The sequence below is a fragment of the Erwinia sp. AK-PDG3-5 genome, assembly GCF_056821705.1.
On record NZ_CM165967.1, the window covers coordinates 3,208,287 to 3,232,471 of the forward strand.

18 protein-coding genes are annotated in these 24,185 nt (G+C 56.9%); 7 read left to right on the forward strand and 11 right to left on the reverse strand.

All coding sequences use genetic code 11. The features are described 5' to 3' along the window. Positions 1-194 precede the first annotated feature (194 nt). The gene (locus AC1UKS_RS14845; protein WP_482434264.1) at positions 195-632 is read left to right on the forward strand and encodes a hypothetical protein; all 438 of its coding nucleotides are present in this window, start codon (positions 195-197) and stop codon (positions 630-632) included. A gap of 35 nt (positions 633-667) precedes the next feature. Here the strand turns inward: AC1UKS_RS14845 and AC1UKS_RS14850 are convergent, their stop codons facing one another. Both AC1UKS_RS14850 and bglX read right to left on the reverse strand, forming a co-directional pair. Beyond that, a complete protein-coding gene (locus AC1UKS_RS14850) occupies positions 668-1,540 on the reverse strand; it encodes an oxygenase MpaB family protein (RefSeq protein ID WP_482434265.1) in 873 nt (290 codons plus the stop codon). 116 nt (positions 1,541-1,656) lie between these two features. After that, positions 1,657-3,957, reverse strand: a complete 2,301-nt coding sequence (gene bglX, locus AC1UKS_RS14855; RefSeq protein WP_265911817.1) for a beta-glucosidase BglX — start codon at positions 3,955-3,957, stop codon at positions 1,657-1,659. Between the two features lie 195 nt (positions 3,958-4,152). Between bglX and dld the strand changes: the two genes are divergently transcribed. Then, complete coding sequence (dld, locus tag AC1UKS_RS14860; protein ID WP_482434267.1) at positions 4,153-5,922, forward strand: D-lactate dehydrogenase; 1,770 nt, start codon at positions 4,153-4,155, stop codon at positions 5,920-5,922. On the opposite strand, the gene AC1UKS_RS14865 is transcribed toward dld, so the two are convergent. The 3 genes from AC1UKS_RS14865 to AC1UKS_RS14875 all read right to left on the reverse strand — a co-directional run bounded on the left by AC1UKS_RS14865 (position 5,903) and on the right by AC1UKS_RS14875 (position 10,149). Next, positions 5,903-8,332, reverse strand: a complete 2,430-nt coding sequence (locus AC1UKS_RS14865) for a DUF3772 domain-containing protein (RefSeq protein ID WP_482434269.1) — start codon at positions 8,330-8,332, stop codon at positions 5,903-5,905. The two genes, dld and AC1UKS_RS14865, sit on opposite strands and share 20 nt — an antisense overlap. 101 nt (positions 8,333-8,433) lie before the next feature. Further along, positions 8,434-9,381 carry a D-alanyl-D-alanine endopeptidase gene (gene pbpG / locus AC1UKS_RS14870; protein WP_105759437.1) on the reverse strand — a complete coding sequence of 316 codons (948 nt, stop codon included), beginning with the start codon at positions 9,379-9,381 and terminating at the stop codon, positions 8,434-8,436. Positions 9,382-9,561: 180 nt separating this feature from the next. Further along, the gene (locus tag AC1UKS_RS14875; RefSeq protein WP_053145971.1) at positions 9,562-10,149 is read right to left on the reverse strand and encodes a Yip1 family protein; all 588 of its coding nucleotides are present in this window, start codon (positions 10,147-10,149) and stop codon (positions 9,562-9,564) included. A gap of 211 nt (positions 10,150-10,360) precedes the next feature. Here AC1UKS_RS14875 and AC1UKS_RS14880 point away from each other — a divergent pair, with 211 nt between their 5' ends. Next, positions 10,361-10,990 (forward strand): DedA family protein, encoded by a 630-nt coding sequence (locus AC1UKS_RS14880; RefSeq protein ID WP_482434272.1) that lies wholly within the window; start codon positions 10,361-10,363, stop codon positions 10,988-10,990. Between the two features lie 20 nt (positions 10,991-11,010). Here AC1UKS_RS14880 and AC1UKS_RS14885 read toward each other — a convergent pair whose 3' ends face one another. Further along, positions 11,011-11,793: an SDR family oxidoreductase gene (locus tag AC1UKS_RS14885; RefSeq protein WP_482434273.1), complete on the reverse strand. Its 783-nt coding sequence runs from the start codon at positions 11,791-11,793 to the stop codon at positions 11,011-11,013. Between the two features lie 153 nt (positions 11,794-11,946). On the opposite strand from AC1UKS_RS14885, the gene AC1UKS_RS14890 reads away from it, so the two are divergent. Together AC1UKS_RS14890 and AC1UKS_RS14895 are read left to right on the forward strand one after the other, a co-directional pair. Further along, a complete protein-coding gene (locus AC1UKS_RS14890; RefSeq protein ID WP_482434275.1) occupies positions 11,947-13,761 on the forward strand; it encodes a glycoside hydrolase family 15 protein in 1,815 nt (604 codons plus the stop codon). A gap of 184 nt (positions 13,762-13,945) precedes the next feature. Then, positions 13,946-15,238: a L,D-transpeptidase family protein gene (locus AC1UKS_RS14895; RefSeq protein ID WP_482434276.1), complete on the forward strand. Its 1,293-nt coding sequence runs from the start codon at positions 13,946-13,948 to the stop codon at positions 15,236-15,238. A gap of 48 nt (positions 15,239-15,286) precedes the next feature. Here AC1UKS_RS14895 and AC1UKS_RS14900 read toward each other — a convergent pair whose 3' ends face one another. Both AC1UKS_RS14900 and AC1UKS_RS14905 read right to left on the reverse strand, forming a co-directional pair. Then, positions 15,287-16,294 (reverse strand): DUF481 domain-containing protein, encoded by a 1,008-nt coding sequence (locus AC1UKS_RS14900; protein WP_482434278.1) that lies wholly within the window; start codon positions 16,292-16,294, stop codon positions 15,287-15,289. Between the two features lie 109 nt (positions 16,295-16,403). Continuing rightward, on the reverse strand, positions 16,404-17,429 hold the full coding sequence (locus tag AC1UKS_RS14905; RefSeq protein WP_041692244.1) for a CorA family divalent cation transporter: 1,026 nt from the start codon (positions 17,427-17,429) through the stop codon (positions 16,404-16,406). A 226-nt stretch (positions 17,430-17,655) separates the two neighbouring features. Here AC1UKS_RS14905 and AC1UKS_RS14910 point away from each other — a divergent pair, with 226 nt between their 5' ends. Both AC1UKS_RS14910 and ppk2 read left to right on the forward strand, forming a co-directional pair. Further along, positions 17,656-19,266, forward strand: a complete 1,611-nt coding sequence (locus AC1UKS_RS14910; protein ID WP_482434280.1) for an inorganic phosphate transporter — start codon at positions 17,656-17,658, stop codon at positions 19,264-19,266. 13 nt (positions 19,267-19,279) lie between these two features. Next, the gene (ppk2, locus tag AC1UKS_RS14915) at positions 19,280-20,200 is read left to right on the forward strand and encodes a polyphosphate kinase 2 (RefSeq protein WP_265911805.1); all 921 of its coding nucleotides are present in this window, start codon (positions 19,280-19,282) and stop codon (positions 20,198-20,200) included. Positions 20,201-20,287: 87 nt separating this feature from the next. Here the strand turns inward: ppk2 and AC1UKS_RS14920 are convergent, their stop codons facing one another. From AC1UKS_RS14920 to rhlE, 3 genes are all read right to left on the reverse strand, one after another. Further along, positions 20,288-21,484, reverse strand: a complete 1,197-nt coding sequence (locus AC1UKS_RS14920) for an MFS transporter (RefSeq protein WP_265911804.1) — start codon at positions 21,482-21,484, stop codon at positions 20,288-20,290. A gap of 65 nt (positions 21,485-21,549) precedes the next feature. Next, positions 21,550-22,512, reverse strand: coding sequence for a tRNA dihydrouridine(16) synthase DusC (gene dusC, locus AC1UKS_RS14925; protein ID WP_482434282.1), 963 nt, complete (start codon positions 22,510-22,512; stop codon positions 21,550-21,552). Between the two features lie 59 nt (positions 22,513-22,571). Further along, positions 22,572-23,996 carry an ATP-dependent RNA helicase RhlE gene (gene rhlE / locus AC1UKS_RS14930; protein WP_482434284.1) on the reverse strand — a complete coding sequence of 475 codons (1,425 nt, stop codon included), beginning with the start codon at positions 23,994-23,996 and terminating at the stop codon, positions 22,572-22,574. Positions 23,997-24,185: the final 189 nt, after the last annotated feature.

Below are 24,185 nucleotides of genomic sequence, written 5' to 3' on the forward strand. Positions count from 1 at the left end.
AACCCTTCGAATCATTCCATTAAAAGCTATCTATCTTGATCGAGGTTAATAATCACCCAGGCAGAAGGCCGGATATTCCACAGCGCACATGCATGATATAAGGATATTGATGATGCGGGAGAAGTAAATAACGGCCCTTTATCTCAAGGGAAATCCAGGGCTTGAGCCATGCTTGATAAGGAGGTCATTGTTGAATGAAGAGATTATTACTCGCTTCGATTATATTTTCCTGCCCCGCCTGGGCAGACACACCCGAAGATAACAATTGCAAAGCCCCGCAGTCCGGCACAGGCATTATCATGATGGATGAGATGTCCCGGTCCATGAAGATAGACACTGACACAATTATTAAAGAAAAAACCACAACAGAGCTGATTTACAATAACCGCATCACTGACCGACTGGCATCACAGTATGCGCTGAAGTCATACAACGAAGCGCCCAATAATTGGACCTCAGTCAAAAGCTATAAAGAGATATTTTCAGAACATAACGTCCGCAATCTGATAATAAAGTTTACCTTCGAGAATAAGGAAAAAAAGCAGAACGTCTTTTTAGTCCCGACACTCGCCAATGATGACGAATGTAGCGTAAGATTCAGCGGCTATATTATCGTTAAACGCGAGTTCTGATAATCAGGTTTATCCCGTCCTGTACGGGATAAACGCTAAACCTCCCTGCCCATCCGCTGCATCGCGCGTTGATAGGCACCCCGGCGGATGGACCAGCGCAGGGCTTTTGCCAGCAGGTTGATGCGCAGACGGATCAGGCGGCGGCGCAGTGGGGAAAATCGAAAGCCGAACTGCTGCTGTGCCCATTCGGGTAACAACTCGATGCCAGCCAACAGCATGGCTTTCATCGCCGGACGCGCCTGCCAACTCGGGGCTGGCGCATTCATCAGTATCGACAACACCTCCCGGGTCCGCTCGTCGCAGCGCAGTTGCGGCTGCATCGCCAGCAGATAAGCCTCCACCTCCTCAACCGATTTCGGCACCTGCTCAGCGCCCAGCGCTTCCGCAACCACAGCCGCTTCCGCGTAATAGCGATCCTGCTCTGCAAGACTGAGCTGCGGGTTTTTATAACGCACGTGCGAAGCGAGGAAACGGCTGGTTTCAGCGACATGCACCCAGGTCAGTAAACGGGGATCGCTGGCGGCGTATTCAACCCCCTGCGCATCAACGCCGGTAACCTGCAAATGGATACGCTTGACGCGCTCAATCAGCGTCTGGGCATCCAGCGTATTACCAAAAGTGGTGACGGCGATAAACTGGCTGGTACGCCGTAGCCTTCCCATCATATCCTGACGGAAGGTTGAGTGATCCCACACGCCGGCCAGCGCCAGCGGATGCAGCATCTGCATCAGCAGCGCCGATAAACCGCCGCACAGCATGGAGGAAAAATCACCGTGTACCCGCCAGATCACGCTGTCAGGGCCGTATAGGCCCGGATCGCCCGCCGGCGTTGAGAGGTCGAATTCGTTCATTGCCAGCCCATTTAATCGAAAGACCTGCTGCTGAATTCTGTCGCGAAACGAAGGCATAATGGTGCTAAATTCCTGTTAAATAAACAAAGGGACGAATAAATTCGTCCCTAAGAGTGTGGCGTTAACCCGAGTAACGTCGACACCCGGTTAATGCGCTCAGGATACCCGATCCGTTACGGGTAGTTGAATTCCGCATCGGTGGTACGGGCAGAATCCAGACCGATCATCACGTTGAATTTACCCGGTTCAGCCACCTGCTGCATCTTCGCGTTCCAGAATTTCAGCGCGTTGACATCAATCGGGAAGGTCACCGTCTGTGACTCACCCGCTTTCAGCATAATACGCTTAAAGCCCTTCAGCTCTTTCACCGGGCGACTGATGCTTGCCATCTCGTCATGCAGGTACATCTGCACCACGGTAGCACCCTCACGTTTGCCGGTGTTAGTGACCGTTACGCTGGCATTAACCGTGCCGTTACGTGGCAGGGTGGCCGAGGACATTGTCACCGGCGACAGTGTAAAGGTGGTGTAACTCAGGCCATAACCAAACGGGAACAGTGGACCGTTAGCCGCATCGTAATAATGCGAAGTGTATTTGTTCGGTTTGGTGAAGTCATACGGACGACCGGTGTTCAGGTGGTTGTAATAAATTGGGATCTGACCGACTGAACGCGGGAAGGACATCGGCAGTTTGCCCGACGGGTTGTAGTCACCGAACAACACATCCGCAATGGCGTTCCCGCCTTCGGTGCCGCTGAACCAGCTTTCCAGCAGCGCATCCGCCTGCATATTCTCTTTTACCAGCGCCAGCGGACGCCCGTTCATCATCACCAGTACCAGCGGTTTGCCGGTGGCTTTTAACGCATCAATTAGCGTCAGCTGGCTTGGCGGAATGGTGATATCGCTGCGGCTGGATGCCTCATGCGCCATTCCCTGCGACTCACCCACTACCGCGACGATCACGTCTGCTTTTTTCGCGGTGGCCACCGCCTCATCCAGCATCTGTTTCGGCGTGCGCGGATCGACGATCACCGAGCCTTTCTCATACTGATTGAGGAAGTCCTGGATCGCTTTGTTGTCGGTGATGTTGGCGCCTTTGGCATACAGCACCGTCGCCTTATCGCCGAGGGCATTTTTCACGCCCTGCAATACGCTGACCGACTGATTGGCCTTACCGGCGGCAGACCAGCTGCCCATAATGTCGCGCTGGCTGTCGGCCAGTGGCCCAATCAGCGCTACGGTGCCGGATTTCTTCAGCGGCAAAGTTTCCAGGCGGTTCTTCAGTAGCACAATGCTTTTGCGCGCCACATCGCGCGCGTCGGCACGGTGCAGGCGGCTTTCCGCATTGGTATCCACCGGGTCGCTCTCTTTCGGGCCCAGGTGGCTGTACGGGTCGTTAAACAGCCCCATATCATATTTCACGTTCAGCACGTGGCGCGCGGCGTCGTCGATCTCTTTCTCGCTCACCGCGCCGTTTTTGACCAGACCAGGTAAGTATTTACTGTAATACTCGTCGCTCATACTCATGTTCACGCCGGACTGGATGGCAATACGCACCGCATCCTGCGGATCGCTGGCAACACCGTGCTTCATCAACTCTTTTATCGCACCGTGATCGCTGATGGTGATGCCTTTAAAATGCCACTGGTCACGCAGCAGATCCTTCAGCAACCAGCCATCCGCCGTCGCCGGAACGCCGTTCAGGGAGTTCAGCGCGACCATCACGCCGCCACTTCCTGCATCCAGTGCGGCTTTATAAGGCGGAAGATAATCCTGCGCCAGACGCTGTGGGCTCATATCCACCGTATTGTAATCACGTCCGCCTTCCACGGCACCATAAGCAGCAAAATGCTTCACGCTGGTCATCACCGAGTAGCGATCGGCCGGGCTTTTACCCTGCATGGATTCCACCAGCGTGCGACCCATCGCCGAGGTCAGATAGGTGTCCTCGCCAAAGCCTTCCGATACCCGGCCCCAACGCGGTTCGCGGGTGACGTCCACCATCGGTGCCCAGGTCATATTCAAACCATCATCTGCCGCTTCATAGGCTGAAACGCGGCCGACGTTTGCCACCGCATCCAGATCCCAGGTGGCCGCAAGCCCTAACGGGATCGGGAAAACGGTACGCTGACCGTGCACCACGTCATAGGCGAAAAACAGCGGGATTTTCAGGCGGCTAAGCTGCATCACCTGATCCTGCATCGCGCGGATATTGTCACGGGTGACGGTATTAAAGATCGCTCCAACCTGCTCATGTTTGATCATCTCGCGTATGGCTTCTTTCGGGTTGTCCGGCCCGACGCTGATCAATCTCAGCTGCCCTATTTTTTCATCCAGGGTCATTTTCTTCAGCAAATTCGTCACGAACGCATCACGGGCTTCAGGGGTGAGCGGATGTGGGCCAAACAGGTCTTCAGCAAAAGCCGGCTGCAAGGTTAAGGCGGCAGCGAGGCTGACAGAGCAAATCCATTTCATCAGGTTGGTTTCTCTCAAATAACTGCGGAGCAAAAAGAGTCTGGGTGACAAAGTCGTAAGATGGGCAGTGTGCCATAACTTCAGGATAGCAGGTAGTTTTCAACGTACTGGCGCGATCCGTGTCTGATTTTTGCTGCCGCCGACCGCAGCGGGAGCTGCTAAAGTTAGGGCGTGTCAAATAAAAGGACAAAGGATATGCACAACACTTCCCCTGCGGACAAACTGGTGGCCGACTTGCGCCGCATCGTTGGCCGCAATCATCTTCTTACCGATCCACAACAAACTGCACGCTATCGCACCGGCTTTCGCTCGGGTCAGGGTGACGCGCTGGCAGTGATTTTCCCCGGTTCCCTGCTGGAACAATGGCGCATTCTGCAGGCCTGCGTCGCCGCCGATGTCATCGTGCTGATGCAGGCGGCGAATACCGGCCTGACCGAAGGCTCGACGCCGAACGGCAACGATTACGACCGCGATATCGTGATTATCAGCACCCTGCGGATGGATAAAATTCAGCTGCTGGATCAGGGCAAACAGGTGCTGGCTTTTCCGGGCAGCACGCTGTATCAGCTGGAAAAGGTGCTGAAACCGCTGGGACGCGAGCCGCACTCGGTGATTGGATCGTCCTGCATCGGCGCGTCCGTACTCGGTGGCGTATGCAATAACTCCGGCGGCTCGCTGATTAAACGCGGGCCCGCCTACAGCGAAATGGCGCTGTATGCCCAGGTGGATGCGCAGGGCAAACTGACGCTGGTCAACCATTTAGGGATGGATTTGGGCACCACGCCGGAACAGATCCTCAGCCGACTGGACGACGAAACCTGGCAGCCCGACGCGGTGAAATACGATCAGCGCCTGGCATCTGACAACGATTATGCCGACCGCGTGCGCGACGTCGAGGCGGACACCCCTTCGCGCTTTAACGCTGACGCCCGCCGGTTATTTGAAGCATCCGGCTGTGCGGGCAAGCTGGCGGTGTTTGCCGTGCGGCTGGATACCTTTGTCAGCGAGAAGCAACAGCAGGTGTTTTATCTCGGCACCAACGATCCCGACGTGCTGGACGAACTGCGCCGCCATATGCTGCAAAACTTCAGCCATCTTCCGGTGGCGGCTGAGTATATGCACCGCGATATTTTCGATATCGCCGAGGTCTACGGCAAAGATACCTTCGTAATGATCGACAAGCTCGGCACCGATAAGATGCCGCTGTTCTTTACCCTGAAGGGCCGCACCGACGCCTTGCTAAAGCCTGTTTCGTTCCTGAAACCGAACTTCAGCGATCGGCTGCTGCAAAAAATCAGCAAGGCGTTACCCTCACATCTGCCGAAACGGATGAAAGCCTACCGCGATCGCTTTGAACACCATCTGATGATTAAAATGTCCGGCGACGGGATTGCCGAAGCGCGGGATTATCTAACGGGGTATTTCGCCCAGGCGGACGGCGAGTTTTTTGAATGTACGCCCGAAGAAGGCAGCAAAGCTTTCCTGCATCGCTTTGCCGCAGCGGGTGCAGCCGTGCGCTATCACGCGGTGCATCATGATGAAGTGGAGGATATTCTGGCGCTGGATATCGCGCTGCGCCGTAACGATCGCGACTGGTTTGAACGTTTACCGGCAGAATTCGATGATGTGCTTGTGCACCGCCTCTATTACGGCCACTTCTTCTGCCATGTTTTCCATCAGGATTACATAGTCAAAAAAGGGGTGGATGTCCATGCGCTGAAAGAGAAGATGTTGGCGATGCTGGCCGATCGCGGTGCGGAGTACCCGGCTGAACATAACGTCGGGCATTTGTATGCCGCCAAACCGCAGCTTAAAGCGTTTTATCAGCAGTTGGATCCGACCAACAGCTTTAACCCGGGGATTGGGAAAACCACTAAAGCGAAATACTGGGGAGAATGTGGATGCGGTGCGCCGTCGGCTGTTCACAGCGGCGCACCGGACGAGGTTACTCCTCAGGATCCTTAACCACCAGATTGCCGTTACGTTGCTCGACAATCATGGTTTGCGGCGTGGATAACACCACGCCCTCTTTGCGCAGTCGGGTCAGGATATCAAACAGCAGATCGCTCTTCGCGCCGGACACCTGGCGCGGACTGGCGACGTTACCGGTGACTGACAGCACGATGCCCGCCGACGTCAGATCCTTGAACGAGACGGACGGTTCCGGGTTTTCCAGAATACGTTCGTTTTCGTTATAGACTTCCAGCAACAGATCGCGCACCTGCTCAGGATTGATATCCAGCGGGAAGGTTAGCGTAATGGTCGCCACCCCCTGCGCATTGCCCATGGTGGCGTTACGCACGTTCTGCGAGATCAGCTGCGAGTTCGGCACAATCACCGTCGATTTATCGCTCAGCTGAATTTCGGTGGCACGCACGTTGATACGGCGAATATCCCCTTCAATGCCGCTGATGCTGACCAGATCGCCGACCTTCACCGGACGTTCGGTCAACAGGATCAGACCGGAGATAAAGTTCTTCACAATCTCCTGCAAGCCAAAACCGATACCGACCGACAAGGCGCTGACGATCCAGGCCAGCTTGTTCCATTGCAGCCCCATAATCGACAGAGCCAGCAGGAACACCATCACGTAACCGAGGTTGCTGAACAGCGTAATCAGCGAGACGCGCATGCCCGCGTCCATGGTGGTTTTCGGCAGGAAATCGGTGTCCAGCCAGCGCTTAACTGACCGCAGCACGTAAATGCCGACCACCAGAGTGATCAACGCATTCAGCACGTGGGCCGGTACGATGTTCAGCGTTTCCAGGCCTTTGCCACCCCAGAATTCGATCGCCTTCTGCACCAGTTCAATCGGCGTTGAGCTACCGAAGGTGCCGTTCAACACCGCCATGGCGGCGGCCAGCACCAGCACCGTTTTACCGAGTCCAGCCAGCAGCGCAGCAACCTGCGCCAGATGACGTTCATCGATGTTCAGCGAGCGCTGAATACTTTTGCCGGACGCGTTGTTGGTGGAGAACAGGCTTTCGCAGCCGTCGGCCATCAGCTGGCTGAGAATATAGAACGAGCCGAAGACGATGCCCATCCAGATCAGCTCATAGCTCAGGAAACGCGCCAGGGTGACGTAACCGATCACCAGCGTCACCATGATCGAAATACCGAACAGGGTGATTGCCATCTGGATCAGCCCGACCAGCGTCGACTTGGCTTCCGGCTGCTGGCCGGCCAGCAACATTTTGCGGCGAACGCGGTTGGTGCGGAAGCTGATCGATAAGGCGGTAAAGCCGATCAGCAGCGCGGTTAAGCCGTTGGCGAAAATGGTGGTGCCGACGCTGGTGTTGGCGCTGCTGTTGAGGATCTCTACCGTCTGGAAAACAAACACCAGACCGGCGGTCAGCGGCGGGAACGGTTTTAACGCGGTGGCCACTTCATTCGAGATATTCGGCAGTCGCCACGACGGACGGCGCGTGGAGAGGAACGCCCTGCCCAGCCCGGCAATCAGGCCGCACAGAATACTCAGGCCGACCAGCTTGTCGGCAAAATCACGCACGTCATCCACCACGTTATCGTGACGGGTAAAGGCGAGATCGAGGAAATTAAACGCCAGCACCACCGCAGCGAGCGTGGTTAACGCGGTTGCCGCCGCGAGGAAGCTGCGACGCAGGCGGCCTTCCGGCAGCAAATGAATGCCAACCCAGGCCAGAAACTCTTCCAGATAGCGACGGCCTAAGGTGGCCACCAGCACGGACATCACCACCCACAATACGGTGCCGACACGCCAGCCGGGTTCCCAGGAAAGCACGGCGGTATCTTTCAGCTCATCAACAAAGTTGCTGACCTTATCGCCGTCATCGCTCTGGGTATTGAACAACGGAGACCAGAAACGCGGGCCAAAAATACTGCCGGCGTTCAGTGCCAGCTGGGTTTTCAGCGCATCGCGGCGCAGGTTAACAATTTGCGCAGAGAGGTTAATGGCACCGCTTTTGATCGCTTCGGCCTGCTTAACCTGGTCATCCATCTTGCTTTTCTGGCTTTCCAGATTTTTGCGTTTGCTGGTGACTTCCGCGGTTTCTTTTACCCCGCTTTCCGGCTTGGGTGCCGGGCCCAGGACGCCTAACTGCGCCTGCAGTTGGGCGCGCTGTGGAATAATGCCCTGCATCAGAGTATCGGCGTCGCCGGAGAGTTCCAGCGCCATATCGTTCAACGCACTGAGTTTGCTGTCGTTGCTCTCGCCAGAAACCTGCTGCTTAATTTTATCCAGCACCTTCTGCATTTTAGGCAGCTCAACCGCGGCGTTGACCTTTACAGGCGCATCGCTGGTTTGTTGCGTGGTGTCATCGGCAGCCTGTGCCATCACCGGGGAGAGGGTGACCAGACTTAAAAGGAGGATGCGAAAATAGATTAACAACGTAGACATGAAAATTTCCAGGTATCAGATATGGCCGGGCAATCCAGCAGCCTGCGTGCAAGTTTATGCTTTTGCCCGGCCCGACACTATAGGATTCACTAACGAAAACGTTACTCGACGATCTCGGTATTGCTGCCGGTACTGACCATCTCCGCCGCCTTCTGCTTTTTATAGCTCAGCGCGGCAGCGGGCACCGGGGAAATCTTGCCGGTTTCAATCCAGTCGCGCAGACGGTTAGCATCAGCAAAATGGGTATATTTGCCAAAGGCATCCATCACCACCAGCGCCACCGGACGTTGGTTGATCACCGTACGCATCACCAGGCAATGGCCCGCTTCATTGGTGAAGCCGGTTTTGGTCAGCTGGATATTCCAGTCCTGACGGTAGACCAGGTGGTTGGTGTTACGGAATGGCAAGGTGTAGTTCGGGCTCTTAAACACCGCCATGTCTTCGTGGGTGGTGCTGAGCTGGCCAATCAGCGGGTAGCGTTTGGTGGCGATCAGCAGTTTGGTCAGATCGCGCGCCGTTGAGACGTTTTCAATCGACAGCCCGGTTGGCTCCACGTAATGCGTATGGGTCATGCCCAGCGACTGTGCCTTGGCGTTCATCGCCCGGATAAAGGCGTCGTAGCCGCCAGGATAATGGTGGGCCAGGCTGGCTGCGGCACGGTTTTCAGAGGACATCAGCGCCAGCAGCATCATGTTTTTGCGGCTGATTTCACTGTTCAGGCGCACGCGGGAATAGACGCCGCGCATCTCTGGCGTATGGCTGATATCCACGTTGAGCATCTCATCCATCGGCAGATGGGCATCCAGCGTCACCATGACCGTCATCAGCTTGGTGATGGAGGCCATTGGGCGCACCAGATCGGGATGGCTGGCGAAGATCACTTTGTTGGTATTGAGATCGACAATCATCGCACTGCCAGACGCAATCTGCGGCTGTACGATTGGGGCAACATCAGCCAGTTTACTGCTGGCGACCGCCTGGCCCAGCGGGAGCTGAGCGGAGAAAACTAAAGCCAAACTCAGAAGAGACAAGCGAATTTTTGCAGGCATCTTATAAAAACTTAACCGGGAAGTGATTCAGGTGCGGAAAAAACGCACGCCGCCGCCGCGAAAAGTAGGCCACACGGGGGCTGGCAAGCGCATCATACGCTGGCCCCTAAGCATTTTCCTAGTGGATATTCGTTTCTGATGATGAATGAGATGCCGCCGGGATCCCGGCGGCGTAAAGCGTTAGAAAAGCTGATATCCATAGCCCCAAAGCACCACGGTCAGGGCCAGTAAAACCTCAAGAACCAACACCCCAATTGCCAGCGTCGATCCGGAAAAACGCATGCTCTCTTCTTTGTCAATATTGAGGAACAGCGGAATGCCGACGTACAGCAGATAACCGGTGTACACCAGCGCCAGCGTACCGACAAACAGGCACAGCCACACCAGCGGATACAGCGCCACTAACCCACTGATAAACAGCGGCGTGGCAACATAGCCGGCAAACACCGTACAGCGTTGCAGGCTGGGGCGCTGCGGATAATCCCGCGCCATCCAGTGGATCACCCGGCCCATCACCGCCACGCCGCCGAGGATCACCGCATAAAACAGGATTGCCAGGCCGAAGGCGGTGACCATCGATAAGGCGATGGTCTGTCGCGCGCCGAGATCCCAGCCAAGTTGAGTGGTGCCGATAAACGCGCAGATCACCGGGATTAGCGCCAGTAACAGGACGTGGTGAGTGTAATGGTGAGAGACGGTTTCGTTCTCTTGCTTGATGTCACGCATCTCACGGTCGGGATGCGCAAGAAGTCCCCATACATGGTTCATATCTTCACTCCTCTACTCGGAAAGGCCGCAATCAGCGCGGATTGTCTTCAAGTATAATTGGCCGTGAACTGTTTGTTTTTTCCACAGGGTAACTTTGTGCTAATCACTTCAATTTGCAGTGAAAATAAACCGCTTTCGTAACATCTTTCATCGCGGTTTAAGCCAAAGCAGTTAGACTTAGGGGTTTGTTGCGCATCCACCGGAGGAGATCATGCATATGGACGTCAACAGTCTGATATCACAATACGGTTACTGGGCGCTGTTTATCGGCTGTATAGCCGAAGGGGAAACCTTCACCTTGCTCGGCGGTATTGCCGCGCATGAAGGGTTATTACATTACGGCTGGGTGGTGCTGGTGGCGATGGCCGGTGGCATTATTGGTGACACCGCGCTGTTCTTTATTGGGCGTCACTACGGCGACAGCCTGCTAAAACGCTTTAAGAAACACCAGAAGCAGATTAATAAAGCCAACAAGCTGATCCGTAAACGGCCGGTGCTGTTTGTGATTGGCGTGCGCTTTATGTATGGCCTGCGCATTGTTGGCCCGATCATCATCGGGGCCAGCAAGCTGAAGCCGCAAAAGTTCCTGCTGCTGAACGTGATTGGCGCGGTGCTGTGGGCGGTGATCTTTGTTTCTCTCGGCTATCTCGGTGGCCAGGTGATTGCGCCATGGCTGCATACCATCGATCGCCATCTGAAGCAGATTTTCTGGGTGGTATTGAGCCTGGCGCTGGTGTGGGGCGTGCGTCTCTATCTGAAGCGCCGTTCAGACAATGAGAAAGATGACGAGGACAAGGATCAGGGTTCTCAGGACGAAAGCAGCAACCGACCGCAACACTAGCGCAGCCGGTTGCCCGGCGGTCAGTCTGATTTCTGCATAAAGAATTGCGGGTTCGCCAGCGTGAAGCCGCCATCAATCACAAAGGATTGCCCGGTGGTGTAGCTTGACCAATGCGAGCACAGCCAGGCGACCATACTGGCGATTTCGCGGGTGTCACCCGGACGGCCTGCCGGGATTTCCGGAATGGATACGGTGCGGGCATCGTCATTGGTCATTTGATTCATGGCGGTGGCAATCGCGCCGGGCGCCACCGAATTCACCAAAATATTGTGTTTGATCAGGCTGAGCGCCATCGATTTGGTTAACCCGCCCAGCGCGTGCTTGGCAGCGGTATAGGAAATGGATCCGGGCAACGGTGTGTGTTCATGCACCGAGGTGATGTTGATAATCCGCCCGCCTTCGCCCTGGGTAACCATATGCCGTGCGGCAATCTGCCCGCAGACAAACGCCCCGTCGACGTCGACGGAAAAGACTTTCCGCCACTCCTCAAAGCTGGTGTCGAGAAAGTCAGATTTGAAATTGGCCCCGGCATTGTTCACCAGCACGTCAATCCTGCCCAGTCGGGCAATCAGCGCCTGTAACGATTTGCCCCCTTCCTCGGGATCGCCCAAATCCAGCCATTCAATTTCGGCTTTTTTACCGCGCTCGCGCACCTGCCTTGCGGTTTCCTGCGCGCCTTTCTCATCGGAACGCCAGGTGATGCCAATATCGAAGCCTTGTTCCGCCAGCATGATGGCGCTGGCCTGGCCAATACCGGAACTTGATGCGGTGACAATAGCGACCTTATTTTGCGGTGTACTCATGGTTCTCTCCTGTAACGGGTTGAAGCCTCAGGCAAGTATAGAAGACGAAATGTCAGCCCGGTTTACATCTGGTTGCGGATGCGCGCCGCGAACGCCACGGTCCATGACTATAGTTAACCCTTCTGAAGGACGTTCTTAACGCCGGGGAGCAACATGAGTGACATTAAACGGAAAATTGAAGACCACGGCGTGATCGGTGATCTACGCACCTGCGCCTTAATCGCCAACGATGGCACGCTGGATTATTTTTGCTGGCCGGATCTGGACAGCCCGTCGGTCTTTACCGCCCTGCTGGACGGCGATGAGGCCGGCGTGTTCAGTATCGAACCTGACTGGCAGGATGTGCGCCGCCAGCAGCTTTACCTGCCGGATACCAACATTCTGCAAACCCGCTGGCTGGCCAAACAGGGTGTGGCGGAAATCACCGACTACATGCCGATTTGTCATCAGGATGAGGATCAGCCGCGCATTGTCCGCCGGATAAAAATGGTCCATGGCGAAGCCACCCTTTCCCTGCGCTGCTCGCCGGTCCATGACTATGCCCGCGCTGACACCCGCGCCAGCCTGAAAGACGGCAGCGTCGAGTTCAGCGCGGAGGGCCAGCCCACGCTACGCCTGTGCGGCAACGTCACCTTTAGCCTGGATGGCGCGGCAGCAGAGTCCCGCTTCACCCTGAAAGCTGGGGAGTCGCGCGAATTTATCCTCGGCAGCGCCGACGACAGGCATCTCGATGAAGAGAGCAGCGAACAGTGCTTCCAGCAGACCCTGCACTACTGGCGCCACTGGAGTTCCAAAAGCACCTATAAAGGGCGCTGGCAGGAGATGGTCACCCGTTCGGCGTTGGCCCTCAAGCTGCTGACGTCCCGCAAACATGGCTCGATCGCCGCCGCCGCCACCTTTGGCCTGCCGGAGGAACTGGGTGGTGGACGTAACTGGGATTATCGCGCCTCCTGGCTGCGCGACGCGTCGTTCAGCATGTATGCGCTGATGCGGCTCGGTTATATCGATGAAGCCAAGCACTTCACCCATTGGGTTGGGCGCTGCGTGGAAAACAGCCATCACGATATTGAAAAACTGCAGGTGATGTATCGCCTCGACAGCGGCACGGAGCTGCAGGAGAGCGAGCTGCTTAATCTGTCGGGTTATGCCAACTCCACGCCGGTCCGAATTGGTAACGATGCCTGGCGGCAGACCCAGCTGGATATTTATGGCGAGCTGATGGACGCCATCTATCTGGCCAATAAATACGGCGAAGCGATTTCGCATCGTGGCTGGACGCATGTCAGCAAGATGATCGATTACGTCAGCGAAAACTGGCAGCAGGCTGACGCCGGGATCTGGGAGATGCGCGGCGAGCCACAGCATTTCCTGCACTCGCGGCTGATGTGCTGGGTGGCGCTGGACCGGGCGGTGCGCCTCGGCGAGAAACGCTCGCTCTCCTTCCCGTACGACCGCTGGTGCCGGGCACGGGATGCGATCCGTGAGGATATCTGGACCAATTTCTGGAACGAAGAGCGCGGCCATTTTGTCGCCACCCGCCACGGTAACTTTGTTGATGCGTCGATGCTGCTGATGCCGCTGGTGCGCTTTGTCGGTGCCACCGACCCGGACTGGATCTCCACGCTGGATACCATCAAAGAGAAGCTGGTCAGCGACGGGCTGGTGCGCCGTTATAATCTTGAAGAGACCCCGGCCGACGGGCTGGAAGGCGATGAAGGCTCCTTTACCGCCTGTTCATTCTGGTACGTGGAGTGTCTGGCGCGGGCCGGTCGGGTGCAGGAAGCGCACTTTGAGTTTGAAAAGCTGTTGAGCTATGCCAATCCGCTGGGGCTGTATGCTGAAGAGTTTGACCATCAGGGACGCGCGCTGGGCAATACGCCGCAGGCCTTGAGTCACCTGGCCCTGATCAGTGCCGCCTTTTTCCTCAACCGAAAACTGAGTGGCGACGATCCGCTGTGGCAACCGTGACGGCAAATCGTGCGGTTTGCCCGGCGTCAGCCGTTTTCCCTGACCATTTTGCGTAAAGTTAGTTCAACTGTTACAAATCCTGGTTTCTTCCTGATGGGTTATGACCATATAATGTGCAGCCGGTTGAACCTGACCGGCCACAGGCTCATTTATCCACTGTTACAGGCGCTTCATTTTAAAGAATATGAAAAAAAGCATTCGCGCGTTAGCCACCTTAGTGCTGGCCTTTACGGCATACAGCCAGTCAGCCTCTGCGGTTGTTTATTCCCTGCCTGCGGCCAACAGCCGTGTGATCGGTGAGAACCTGCAGATCACCGTGCCCGAGGACAGTAAACTTCCGCTGGAAGCTTTTGCTGCACAGTACCAGATGGGCCTGAGCAACATCTTGGAAGCCAACCCAGGCGTTGATGTCTACCTGCCAAAAGCCGGAACCAAGCTGATCATTCCTCAGCAGCTGATCCTGCCAGACGCACCGCGCGAAGGCATTGTGATCAACAGCGCCGAAATGCGTCTGTACTACTACCCGAAAGGCACCAAAACCGTGGTTGTCCTGCCGGTCGGTGTGGGCGAGTTAGGCAAAGATACCCCAATCAACTGGACCACCACCGTTCAGCGTAAGAAAGATGGCCCAACCTGGACGCCAACCAAAAAAATGCATGAAGATTCTGTGGCTGCGGGCTCCCCTCTGCCAACCATCTTCCCTGCCGGCCCGGATAACCCGATGGGCCTTTACGCGCTGTATATCGGCCGCCTGTATGCTATCCACGGCACCAACGCCAACTTCGGTATTGGTCTGCGTGTGAGCCACGGCTGTGTGCGTCTGCGTGCTGACGACATCAAATGGCTGTTCGACAACGTGCCGGTCGGCACCCGCGTTCAGTTTATCGACCAGCCAATCAAAGCGACCGTTGAGCCAGACGGCTCTCGCCTGGTGGAAGTGCATAACCCACTTTCTCAGACCGAAGAGCAGTTTAACTCTCGTGAGCCGGTGCCGCTGTCTATCACTCCGGTGGTAAACAAAGTGATCAGCGATGCCAGCGTCGATACTGCGGCGATGGAAAACGCGCTGAAAGCCCGTACCGGTATGCCAACCAAAGTAAACGGTGCGGCGGATAACCAGCCTTCAGCACCACTGGTGGTGCAGGAGCAGGAAGGTGCGTTGCCGCATGAAGAACCAATGACGCCAGTGACCCCACAGGGCGCGAACGTGATGGATCCGAATGCCGCGCCGGCCGATGCCCAGCCTGCAGCCCCAGCGGACACCACTGCTCCGGCCGCACCCGTCAATCCAGAGAACGGCGATCCGGCGCAGCAGGCGCCGCAGAATGCGCAGCCAGCAGCCCCTGCACAGCCAAACGACAGCACCTTTGTGGTGCCGAAGCAGCCTGGTCCGATTTACGAATCTAAACCGGCTTCCGTACCGGCTAAAGCCACCGCGCCTGTTGCAGTTGCACCGGCAGCAAACACCCAGTCTTAAGCGACTGCGTGATATAAAAAACGGGCCTGATGGCCCGTTTTTTTTTGCTTACCACTTCACGCCCAGCCCGGTGGTGAAATCCCGCTCGTTAAGGGTATCCCGGGTGCCGCTGACCAGATTATGGCGGTAAGTGATATTCAGCGACGACCAGTTGTTAAGCTGGTAACGCAACCCCACTTCCGCATCGAGACTGACCACCCCGTCATCGTCCAGCGAGTGGCCAAGTTCACCATCGGTGAACAGGGACAGCTCCTTACCGCGCAGGAAGCGTTGATAATCCCAATGCACCGACGCGCCATAGTGACGGTCCGAACTGCCATCGCTGTAGGCATAGCCAAAGGCGCCGCCGAGTAGCGACAGTGAAAACGATCCCAGCTCATCATCCCAGAACTGATAGCCAGGCCCGGTGCCAATCAACGCCTGGCGGGAAAGGTCTTCCACCCAGTCACGTTTATAGGTTGCCCGCCCCTGCCAGAAATACTGGTCGCGAAACATATAGTCCAGCGAGTAACGCAGACTGTAGTTATCGGTATTCAGGCTGTCGTCTTCTTTCTCGCGATCGTAAGTGCCGCCGAGGTCGTTGCGCCACTTGCCCACGTTGATCTTGTTACTGAACGCCAGGTTGTAATCCTGAGTGTGCGTTGAGGCTTTTTTCAGGCTGACGCCGGCATCGACCTTACCTTGCCAATCCAGCTTATCGGACGCCTCTTTCGGCTTCATAAACTGTTCAAACTTGTCGACCGCCACCCGCTGCTGGTCATTGCCCCGACGCACGACGATATAGCCGGCATCGGCCGCTTCCAGCCGGGCCTGGATCTGGGGCGTATTTTTACCGGTGCTGACATCCAGCTTGTCGCTGGACAGCGTGCTGACCGCGCTCCAGTTGAGGGAAACCGTGCCGCCATAAGGGGTGTCGATCAGCAGCTTACCGTCACTCAGTGAACGTACCTTGCCGCTCAGGCGATCGCCGTTTTTCATCCAGACGGTATCGGCCTGCGCAAGGCCGGGTAGCAACAGGCAGCCAGCCAGCAGGTGAATGGGCTTAGGGACAAACATAACCGGTGATTTTACCTTCAGCTGACGAGATGAAAGACCTCCCTCTTTATACACCAGTGGATCGCAGGCGCGGTAATCTGAGGAAAATTTTCCGATAAATCAGATGGGCTTAGAGTTTATCCCGCCGCCGCAGCGTCAACCAGGCGGCGATACAGGTAAACAGCGTCACCAGTAACACCAGCAAAATAAAGCCGTGGGGATTGTTGGCCAGCGGAACGCCGCCAACGTTCATGCCAAAAAATCCGGCGATAATGTTGATCGGCAACGCCAGCACGGTGATCACCGTCAGGGTAAACAGCGTGCGGTTGCTCTGCTCCATCTGCCGCGAAGCGATCTCTTCCTGCAGCAGGCGAATGCGCTCGGTCAGGCCAATCAGGTCGTTCAGCACCACGGTAAACTCTTCGGTGAACTGGCGTAAATCCTGCACCACCTGGCGGTCCAGCCAGCCCGGCGGACGATTGATCAGCCGGAACAACGCTGCCGGTTCCGGTGCCAGTAAGCGTTGAAAACGTAACAGCATCCGCCGTAAACGCCCCAGCTCGCTGCGGTTGCTTTTGATATGGTGGCTGAGCAGCCGCTCTTCGATCTGATCGACCACCTGATTGGCCTGACGTACGATCTGCTCCAGCACCGTTTCCTGCTCTACCAGTAAATGGGTTAGCAGCTCGGTCGAGGAGTGCAGCACCAGCTCATCAAGCTTGTCGTTCAGCCGTTCAATCAACCGCACCGGCTTAAAGCGGGCGCTGACCACCAGCCCGGCGCGGCACCAGATCCACAGCGTGGCGTTCTGTTCGCTGTTTTCCCGCGCATCGAAAATCACGTCGTTCAGCACCGCCATCAGCGCATCGTTCTGCCGCTCGATGCGGGTACTGTGCGAGCCGTGTTGGATCTCATCGAAGAAGTCTTCATCCACCGCAAAATTGTTCTTCAGCCAGCGCGCAGAGGCGGCATGACTGAGGTTGACGTGCAGCCAGATAAATCCTTCACCCTGCTGCTGTTGCCAGGCCTGGCAGGCCTGCTGCGCCGTCAGCGGCCGCGGCTCCGCGCCGCTGTGGAAGCAATAGCCGTAAATCAATCCGGCGACATCATCGGTAAAGTCGGGTTTCTGAATGGTCAGTGGCTGGCGATGGGTCATAGTCAAGCGGGCCGTCAGTAAAGTGTCACCGGACTGTAACGCAACTCTATTACAGAGAGTTGACTGCCAACCGCCCTGCCGCAGATAAATTTCCGATCCAACCGTTTCTGGAGCCGCCGATCAACTTCATCTCTTTGTCACAAAACCTGCGTACACCGACTGTGAGACGTCATTCTCACCACAGCGTCAGGTCACTTTTCCTTAGCCAACCCGTTCACGAGGTTTTATGAGCCATAACAGTGCGATTCAGCAGGGCCAGGCCAGCGCCGGGCGCCCGCCTATTTATGGGAAAAATAGCCGCTTCTCGGTGATGTTGTTTATTCTTCTGGTGATCCTCGGGATTGCCTTCGCCGGGGTTAACCTGTTCAACGATGTCAGCGATGCCGGCGGCGTGGTCACCAGCTATGTTCCCTTCCTGCTGTTGGGAATGGCGCTGCTGATCGCCCTCGGCTTCGAGTTCGTTAACGGCTTTCATGACACCGCCAATGCGGTCGCGACCGTCATCTACACCCACTCAATGACGCCGAATATCGCGGTGATGTGGTCCGGCTTCTTCAACTTCCTTGGGGTGTTGATGTCCAGCGGCGTGGTCGCCTTCGGCATCATTTCCCTGCTGCCCGTCGAGTTAATCCTGCAGGCGGGAACCGGCACCGGCTTCGCCATGGTGTATGCCCTGCTGTTCTCAGCCATTATCTGGAACCTCGGCACCTGGTGGTTCGGCTTACCGGCCTCGTCATCCCATACGCTGATTGGCTCGATCATTGGCGTGGGCGTGGCGAATGCCCTGATCCATGGCCGCACCGGCACCAGCGGCGTGGACTGGGGACAGGCGCTGAAGGTGGGGTATGCGCTGCTGTTCTCGCCGATTATCGGCTTTGTGTTCTCCGCCGCGCTGCTGCTGATTATGAAACGGCTGGTTAAAAAGCCCGAACTGTATACCGCGCCCAAGAGCAACGAGAAGCCGCCGACCTGGATCCGCGGCTTGCTGATCCTCACCTGTACCGGCGTCTCCTTTGCCCACGGATCGAATGATGGTCAGAAAGGGATGGGCCTGATCATGCTGATCCTGGTCGGCACCATGCCCATTGCCTATGCGCTGAACCGCTCAATTCCGGCGGAACAAAGCCCACGCGTTGCCGCGCTGGCGACCGTGACCCAGCAGCAGCTGCTGCAACTGTCGCCTGGCGTCACGCCGTCCGCCGCACCGCATACCGTGCTGACGGATTATGTGCGGACCGGCACCATGAACGCCAACGTGATGCCCGCGCTGGCAGCGCTAACAGGCGCGATCGGTAATCAGATCCGCCAGTACGGGACGGTTGAAAAGATCCCTGCTCAGGCGGTGTCGAATACCCGAAACGATATGTATCTGGCCTCCGAAACCATCAAGCATATGAAAAGCGATGAGCAGATCACGATCCCGGCACAGACCCAGCATGACCTTGATGCGCTGAAGGTTGAGCTGGATAACGCCACCCGCTTTATCCCGTGGTGGGTGAAGGTGGTGGTGGCTATCGCGCTGGGCCTCGGCACCATGGTCGGCTGGCGTCGTATCGTGGTCACCGTGGGCGAAAAAATCGGTAAAACGCACCTGAATTATGCGCAGGGTGCCAGCGCAGAACTGGTGGCGATGGCCACCATCGGCGCGGCGGACGTCTTCGGCCTGCCGGTTTCCACCACCCACGTGCTCTCTTCTGGCGTCGCCGGCACCATGGCCGCCAACCGCTCCGGCCTGCAAATGTCGACCCTGCGCAATCTGCTGATGGCGTGGGTGCTGACGCTGCCGGTCTCCATTTTACTTTCGGCCACCCTTTACTGGCTGTTTACTCACTTCTAATCGGGAGAAAACTATGGCTATGCAAGGTAATGATTTCAGCAACGAGCATTTCCACCAGCGTCTGCTGCAGGAGTTTTACGACAGCTACGACGAAGAGCTGGAAATGGAACTCGATGATATTCGCTTTGGCGAGCAGCAGCAGGCCCCTGAACCGGGTGAAAAGGCCTGGCGTAAACACTACTTCCGCGAGCTGCTGCGTCTGCAGGGCGAGCTGGTGAAGTTACAGGACTGGGTAATGCGCACCGGTCACCGGATGGTGATCATTTTTGAAGGGCGGGATGCCGCCGGCAAAGGCGGCGTCATCAAGCGCATTACCCAGCGCCTGAACCCAAGAACCTGCCGGGTGGCGGCCCTGCCAGCGCCCAACGATCGCGAGCGCACCCAGTGGTATTTCCAGCGCTATATTGCGCACCTGCCCGCCGCAGGCGAAATCGTGCTGTTCGACCGCAGTTGGTATAACCGTGCCGGGGTGGAACGGGTGATGGGCTTTTGTAACGAGGCCGAAGTGGAGGAGTTTTTCCGCAGCGTTCCAGAGTTTGAAAAAATGCTGACCCGCAGCGGCGTGCAGATTGTGAAGTACTGGTTCTCGATTACCGACGAAGAACAGGAACTGCGCTTCTTAAGCCGCATCCACGATCCGCTTAAGCAGTGGAAGCTGAGCCCGATGGATCTGGAAAGTCGCCGCCTGTGGGAGGATTACACCGAAGCGAAAGAGATCATGTTGGCGCGCACCCATATCGACGAAGCGCCATGGTGGGTGGTTCAGGGCGTTGATAAAAAGAAGGCGCGACTGAATTGCATCAGCCATCTGCTGCGTCAGGTGCCTTACGAAGATGCGGAAGAGAAAAAAATTGCCCTGCCGCCGCGTGAGCGCAACGAAGATTACCGCCGCTCGCCGGTGCCGGACAATATGATCGTGCCGGAAATTTACTAAACAAAACGGGCGGAGAGCCAGCCGACGTGCCAGGGTCTGGTCGTGGTTGTCTCTCCGCCCGTTTAGTGATGCGACCGGGGAGAACGGCTAACCGGGAACCGTTTCTCTTTGGGCGATCAGCTGCAACCGCAGCGTCAGCGCAAAGGCAAACAGCACCACCACCGCTGCACCGAGATAGATCGAATCCACGCCCCAGTGTCCAATCAGCAAACCGGCAATCGGCCCGGTGATCCCCAGACCAAAATCGAGGAAGGCAGAATACAACCCCAATGCCGAGCCCTGATTTTGCGGTGCCACCTGACGGATGGCTTCCACGCCCAGCGCCGGGAATATCAGCGAGAAGCCGGAACCGGTCAGGAAGGCCCCGGCATCGACCATCAGCACCGAACCGCCCTTCCAGATCATCACCAGCCCGATACATTCAATCGCGAACGAGACCAGCGAAACGCGAATGCCGCCAAAGCGGCCAATATAGCTGCTGAACACCAGCCGCATGGCGATAAAACCGAGGCTGAACAGCGTCAGTGAGAAAGCGGCACCGCTCCAGTCATGGCTGGCGAAATACAGGGTAATAAAGGTGGCGATGGTGCCGAAACCGACGGTGCCCAATCCGAGGCACAAGCCGTATACCCAGATGCGGGAAAAGACCTGATTGAACGGGATGCGCTGCCCAACGGCAACCACCACCGCAGGCCGTCTGGTCGCCAGCCAAAAGCCGAAGATCGCCATCAGCATAATCAATACCGCAAAGCCGGGGATGCCGAACATCGAGTTGAGGATCACCCCCAGCGGCGCACCCACTGCCATCGCCAGATAGGTTGCCACGCCGTTCCACGAGATCACCCTCGCGCTCTGCACCGTGCCGACAATATTGATGCCCCAGAGTATCGAGCCGGTGGCGGTCAGGCTTTCGCCTAAACCGAGGAAGATACGGCCGATGGCCAGCAAAATCAGGCTGGTCAACGGCGTAGCCTCATACATCACCGCCAGCAGCGTGAACAGCCCGCTGGTGCCGCACAGCAGCAATCCCACCAGCACCACCTTTTTCGGTCCCAGCAGATCGGCATAGCGACCTGACTGCGGACGGCTAATCAGCGTAGCGAAATATTGCAGACTGATAATCAGGCCAGCCATAAACGAGCTGTAGCCGAGCTGGTTATGCACATAACCCGGCAGCACCGCCAGCGGCAGACCGATCGACAGGTAACAGAAGAAGGTGAAAACCACCACAGAGATGATGCGTTTATTGAGCTGTGCATTGGATAATGCGGGGGTCGAAGACATACCGGCGCCAGGAATTAGTGTGTGATGTAGCTCACATCATACCCTTAGCACGCTAAGATATCCCCTTAAGAATTGTGATAAATGTGACTGGCAGGTTGCCAGGCAGTAATGAACCGTTGGATCTCGTTCGAGGTTTTTAGCGCACGAATGTGACTGAACAACTCGCTGGCTTCGTCATACTCTTTACGCAGGTAGCTCAGCCACTGTTTGATGCGGGCAACGTGATACAGGCCGGTGTCACCTTCCTTCTCCAGCAGCACGTACTTTTTCAGCAGCATCACCACCTCGGGCCACGGCATACGCGGCTCGTTGTATTTGATCACCCGGCTCAGGTTCGGCACATTCAGCGCCCCACGGCCAATCATTACCGCATCACAGCCGGTCACCTGCATACACTCCTGCGCGCTCTGCCAGTCCCAGATTTCGCCGTTGGCGATCACCGGAATGGTCAGCCGCTGACGGATCTCGCCAATCGCCTGCCAGTTGATGCGCTCGGGTTTGTAGCCGTCTTCCTTGGTGCGGCCGTGCACCGCCAGCTCCGTCGCGCCAGCCTGTTGTACCGCATCGGCAATTTCAAACTGCTTAGCACCCGATTCCCAGCCCAACCGGACCTTGACCGTCACCGGCAGATGCGCCGGCACCGCCTCACGCATGGCTTTCGCCCCGCGATAAATCAGCTCGGGATCTTTCAGTAAGGTCGCCCCACCGCCGCTGCCGTTGACCGTTTTGGACGGGCAACCACAGTTGAGATCCACGCCCCACGACCCCAGTTCCACCGCACGCGCGGCATTTTCGGCCAGCCATTGCGGGTATTGCCCCAACAGCTGGATACGCACAAGCGTGCCAGAAGAGGTGCGGCTGGCATGATGAAGTTCAGGGCAAAGGCGTTGGAAGGATTTAACCGGCAATAGCTGGTCGACAACCCGGAGAAATTCCGTGATGCAGAGATCGTACTCGTTGACGTCGGTGAGCAGTTCGCGCACCAGTGAGTCCAGCACGCCCTCCATCGGGGCAAGTAAAACGCGCATGTCACAACCTGTTCGTAGCGTTGAGAAGGGGGATCTGGCGATCCCCCCGGAAGAAGTGCTTACGCTGGGTTAGAGCGGCGCTGACGGGTTTTGTTGGTACGTGGTGCCCCGTTGCTGCTGCCTTCAGTGCGGGCAGAACCCGAACCTGCGGCCGCCGGACGACGCTGACCGTTACCCTGGCTACGTTCGCCGGTGGCAGACTGGCTGCGCTCGCCGCCGTTGCCCCGACCGCCCTGACCGCTGCGATTTCCGCCGCCGCCTGGGGCACCGCGACCACGACCGCCGCCGCCTGCACCGCCACGCTGCTGCTGGCGACCGTTGATGATCGGCTCAGCTTTGATGGACGGATCCGGCTCATAGCCTTCAATCGCCATACGTGGGATTTCACGCTTCAGCACGCGCTCGATATCACGCAGCAGTTTCAGCTCATCAACACAGACCAGAGACAACGCTTCACCGGTGGCTGCCGCACGGCCGGTACGGCCAATACGGTGCACGTAGTCTTCCGGTACGTTTGGCAGCTCAAAGTTCACCACGTGTGGCAACTCGGAGATATCGATGCCGCGCGCGGCGATATCGGTCGCCACCAGCACACGGATTTTGCCTTCTTTAAAGTCGCTCAGCGCGCGCGTACGGGCGCCCTGGCTCTTGTTGCCGTGGATGGCCGCAGACGTAATGCCATCTTTGTTCAGCTGCTCAGCAAGGTGGTTAGCACCGTGCTTGGTACGGGTGAAGACCAGCACCTGCTGCCAGTTATCACGGCCAATCAGGAACGACAGCAGTTCACGCTTACGCTTCTTATCAACCATGTGAACGTGCTGAGTGATCTGCTCGGAAGCGGTGTTGCGGCGCGCCACAGACACTTCTTCTGGATTGTGCAGCAGCTTCTCGGCCAGGCCTTTGATCTCGTCTGAGAAGGTGGCGGAGAACAGCAGGTTCTGACGCTTGGCAGGCAGTTTGGCCAGCACGCGACGGATATCGTGGATGAAGCCCATATCCAGCATACGGTCGGCTTCATCCAGCACCAGGATCTCAACTTTAGAGAGGTCCAGTGCGTTCTGATGTTCCAGATCCAGCAGACGGCCAGGTGTCGCCACCAGCACGTCAACGCCGCTGCGCAGTTTCATCATCTGCGGGTTGATGCTCACGCCGCCGAAGACCACCAGCGAACGCAGATCCAGGTACTTAGAGTAATCCTGGACGTTTTCCCCGATCTGAGCCGCAAGCTCACGGGTTGGGGTTAAGATCAGCGCACGAACCGGGCGACGACCTTTTGGATGCGGGTTATGGTTGCTCAGCAGCTGTAGAACCGGCAGCGTAAAGCCGGCGGTTTTACCGGTACCGGTCTGGGCGCTGGCCATCAGGTCGCGACCTGCCAACACTACCGGGATTGCCTGACGCTGGATCGGCGTAGGCTCGTCGTAACCCTGTTCTGCAACAGCACGCAAAATATCGGCATTCAGGCCGAGAGAATCAAATGACATAAAATTGACTGACTCCGGATCCGCCCTGATCGCGGTAAGCGATGTAGTTTCCAGGGGGAGAATATGACGCCAGGCTTCGCCTGACGTTTGAAAGGGAGCACAAACCACGGTGCGTAAGCGCCGGATTATAACAGATGTTATGCCCACACAGAGAGAGTTTCTTTGTGTGAGTCAATTCTGCCCCCTTCC

Bases quoted from the DNA above. Each gene is read 5' to 3' on its own strand.
- AC1UKS_RS14895 (WP_482434276.1), top strand. From the start codon at position 13,946: ATGAAAAAAAGCATTCGCGCGTTAGCCACCTTAGTGCTGGCCTTTACG.
- AC1UKS_RS14865 (WP_482434269.1), bottom strand. From the start codon at position 8,332: ATGTCTACGTTGTTAATCTATTTTCGCATCCTCCTTTTAAGTCTGGTC.
- AC1UKS_RS14900 (WP_482434278.1), bottom strand. From the start codon at position 16,294: ATGTTTGTCCCTAAGCCCATTCACCTGCTGGCTGGCTGCCTGTTGCTA.
- AC1UKS_RS14920 (WP_265911804.1), bottom strand. From the start codon at position 21,484: ATGTCTTCGACCCCCGCATTATCCAATGCACAGCTCAATAAACGCATC.
- AC1UKS_RS14850 (WP_482434265.1), bottom strand. From the start codon at position 1,540: ATGCCTTCGTTTCGCGACAGAATTCAGCAGCAGGTCTTTCGATTAAAT.
- pbpG (WP_105759437.1), bottom strand. From the start codon at position 9,381: ATGCCTGCAAAAATTCGCTTGTCTCTTCTGAGTTTGGCTTTAGTTTTC.
- AC1UKS_RS14905 (WP_041692244.1), bottom strand. From the start codon at position 17,429: ATGACCCATCGCCAGCCACTGACCATTCAGAAACCCGACTTTACCGAT.
- AC1UKS_RS14910 (WP_482434280.1), top strand. From the start codon at position 17,656: ATGAGCCATAACAGTGCGATTCAGCAGGGCCAGGCCAGCGCCGGGCGC.
- dld (WP_482434267.1), top strand. From the start codon at position 4,153: ATGCACAACACTTCCCCTGCGGACAAACTGGTGGCCGACTTGCGCCGC.
- rhlE (WP_482434284.1), bottom strand. From the start codon at position 23,996: ATGTCATTTGATTCTCTCGGCCTGAATGCCGATATTTTGCGTGCTGTT.
- bglX (WP_265911817.1), bottom strand. From the start codon at position 3,957: ATGAAATGGATTTGCTCTGTCAGCCTCGCTGCCGCCTTAACCTTGCAG.
- AC1UKS_RS14885 (WP_482434273.1), bottom strand. From the start codon at position 11,793: ATGAGTACACCGCAAAATAAGGTCGCTATTGTCACCGCATCAAGTTCC.
- AC1UKS_RS14845 (WP_482434264.1), top strand. From the start codon at position 195: ATGAAGAGATTATTACTCGCTTCGATTATATTTTCCTGCCCCGCCTGG.
- AC1UKS_RS14875 (WP_053145971.1), bottom strand. From the start codon at position 10,149: ATGAACCATGTATGGGGACTTCTTGCGCATCCCGACCGTGAGATGCGT.
- AC1UKS_RS14880 (WP_482434272.1), top strand. From the start codon at position 10,361: ATGCATATGGACGTCAACAGTCTGATATCACAATACGGTTACTGGGCG.
- AC1UKS_RS14890 (WP_482434275.1), top strand. From the start codon at position 11,947: ATGAGTGACATTAAACGGAAAATTGAAGACCACGGCGTGATCGGTGAT.
- dusC (WP_482434282.1), bottom strand. From the start codon at position 22,512: ATGCGCGTTTTACTTGCCCCGATGGAGGGCGTGCTGGACTCACTGGTG.
- ppk2 (WP_265911805.1), top strand. From the start codon at position 19,280: ATGGCTATGCAAGGTAATGATTTCAGCAACGAGCATTTCCACCAGCGT.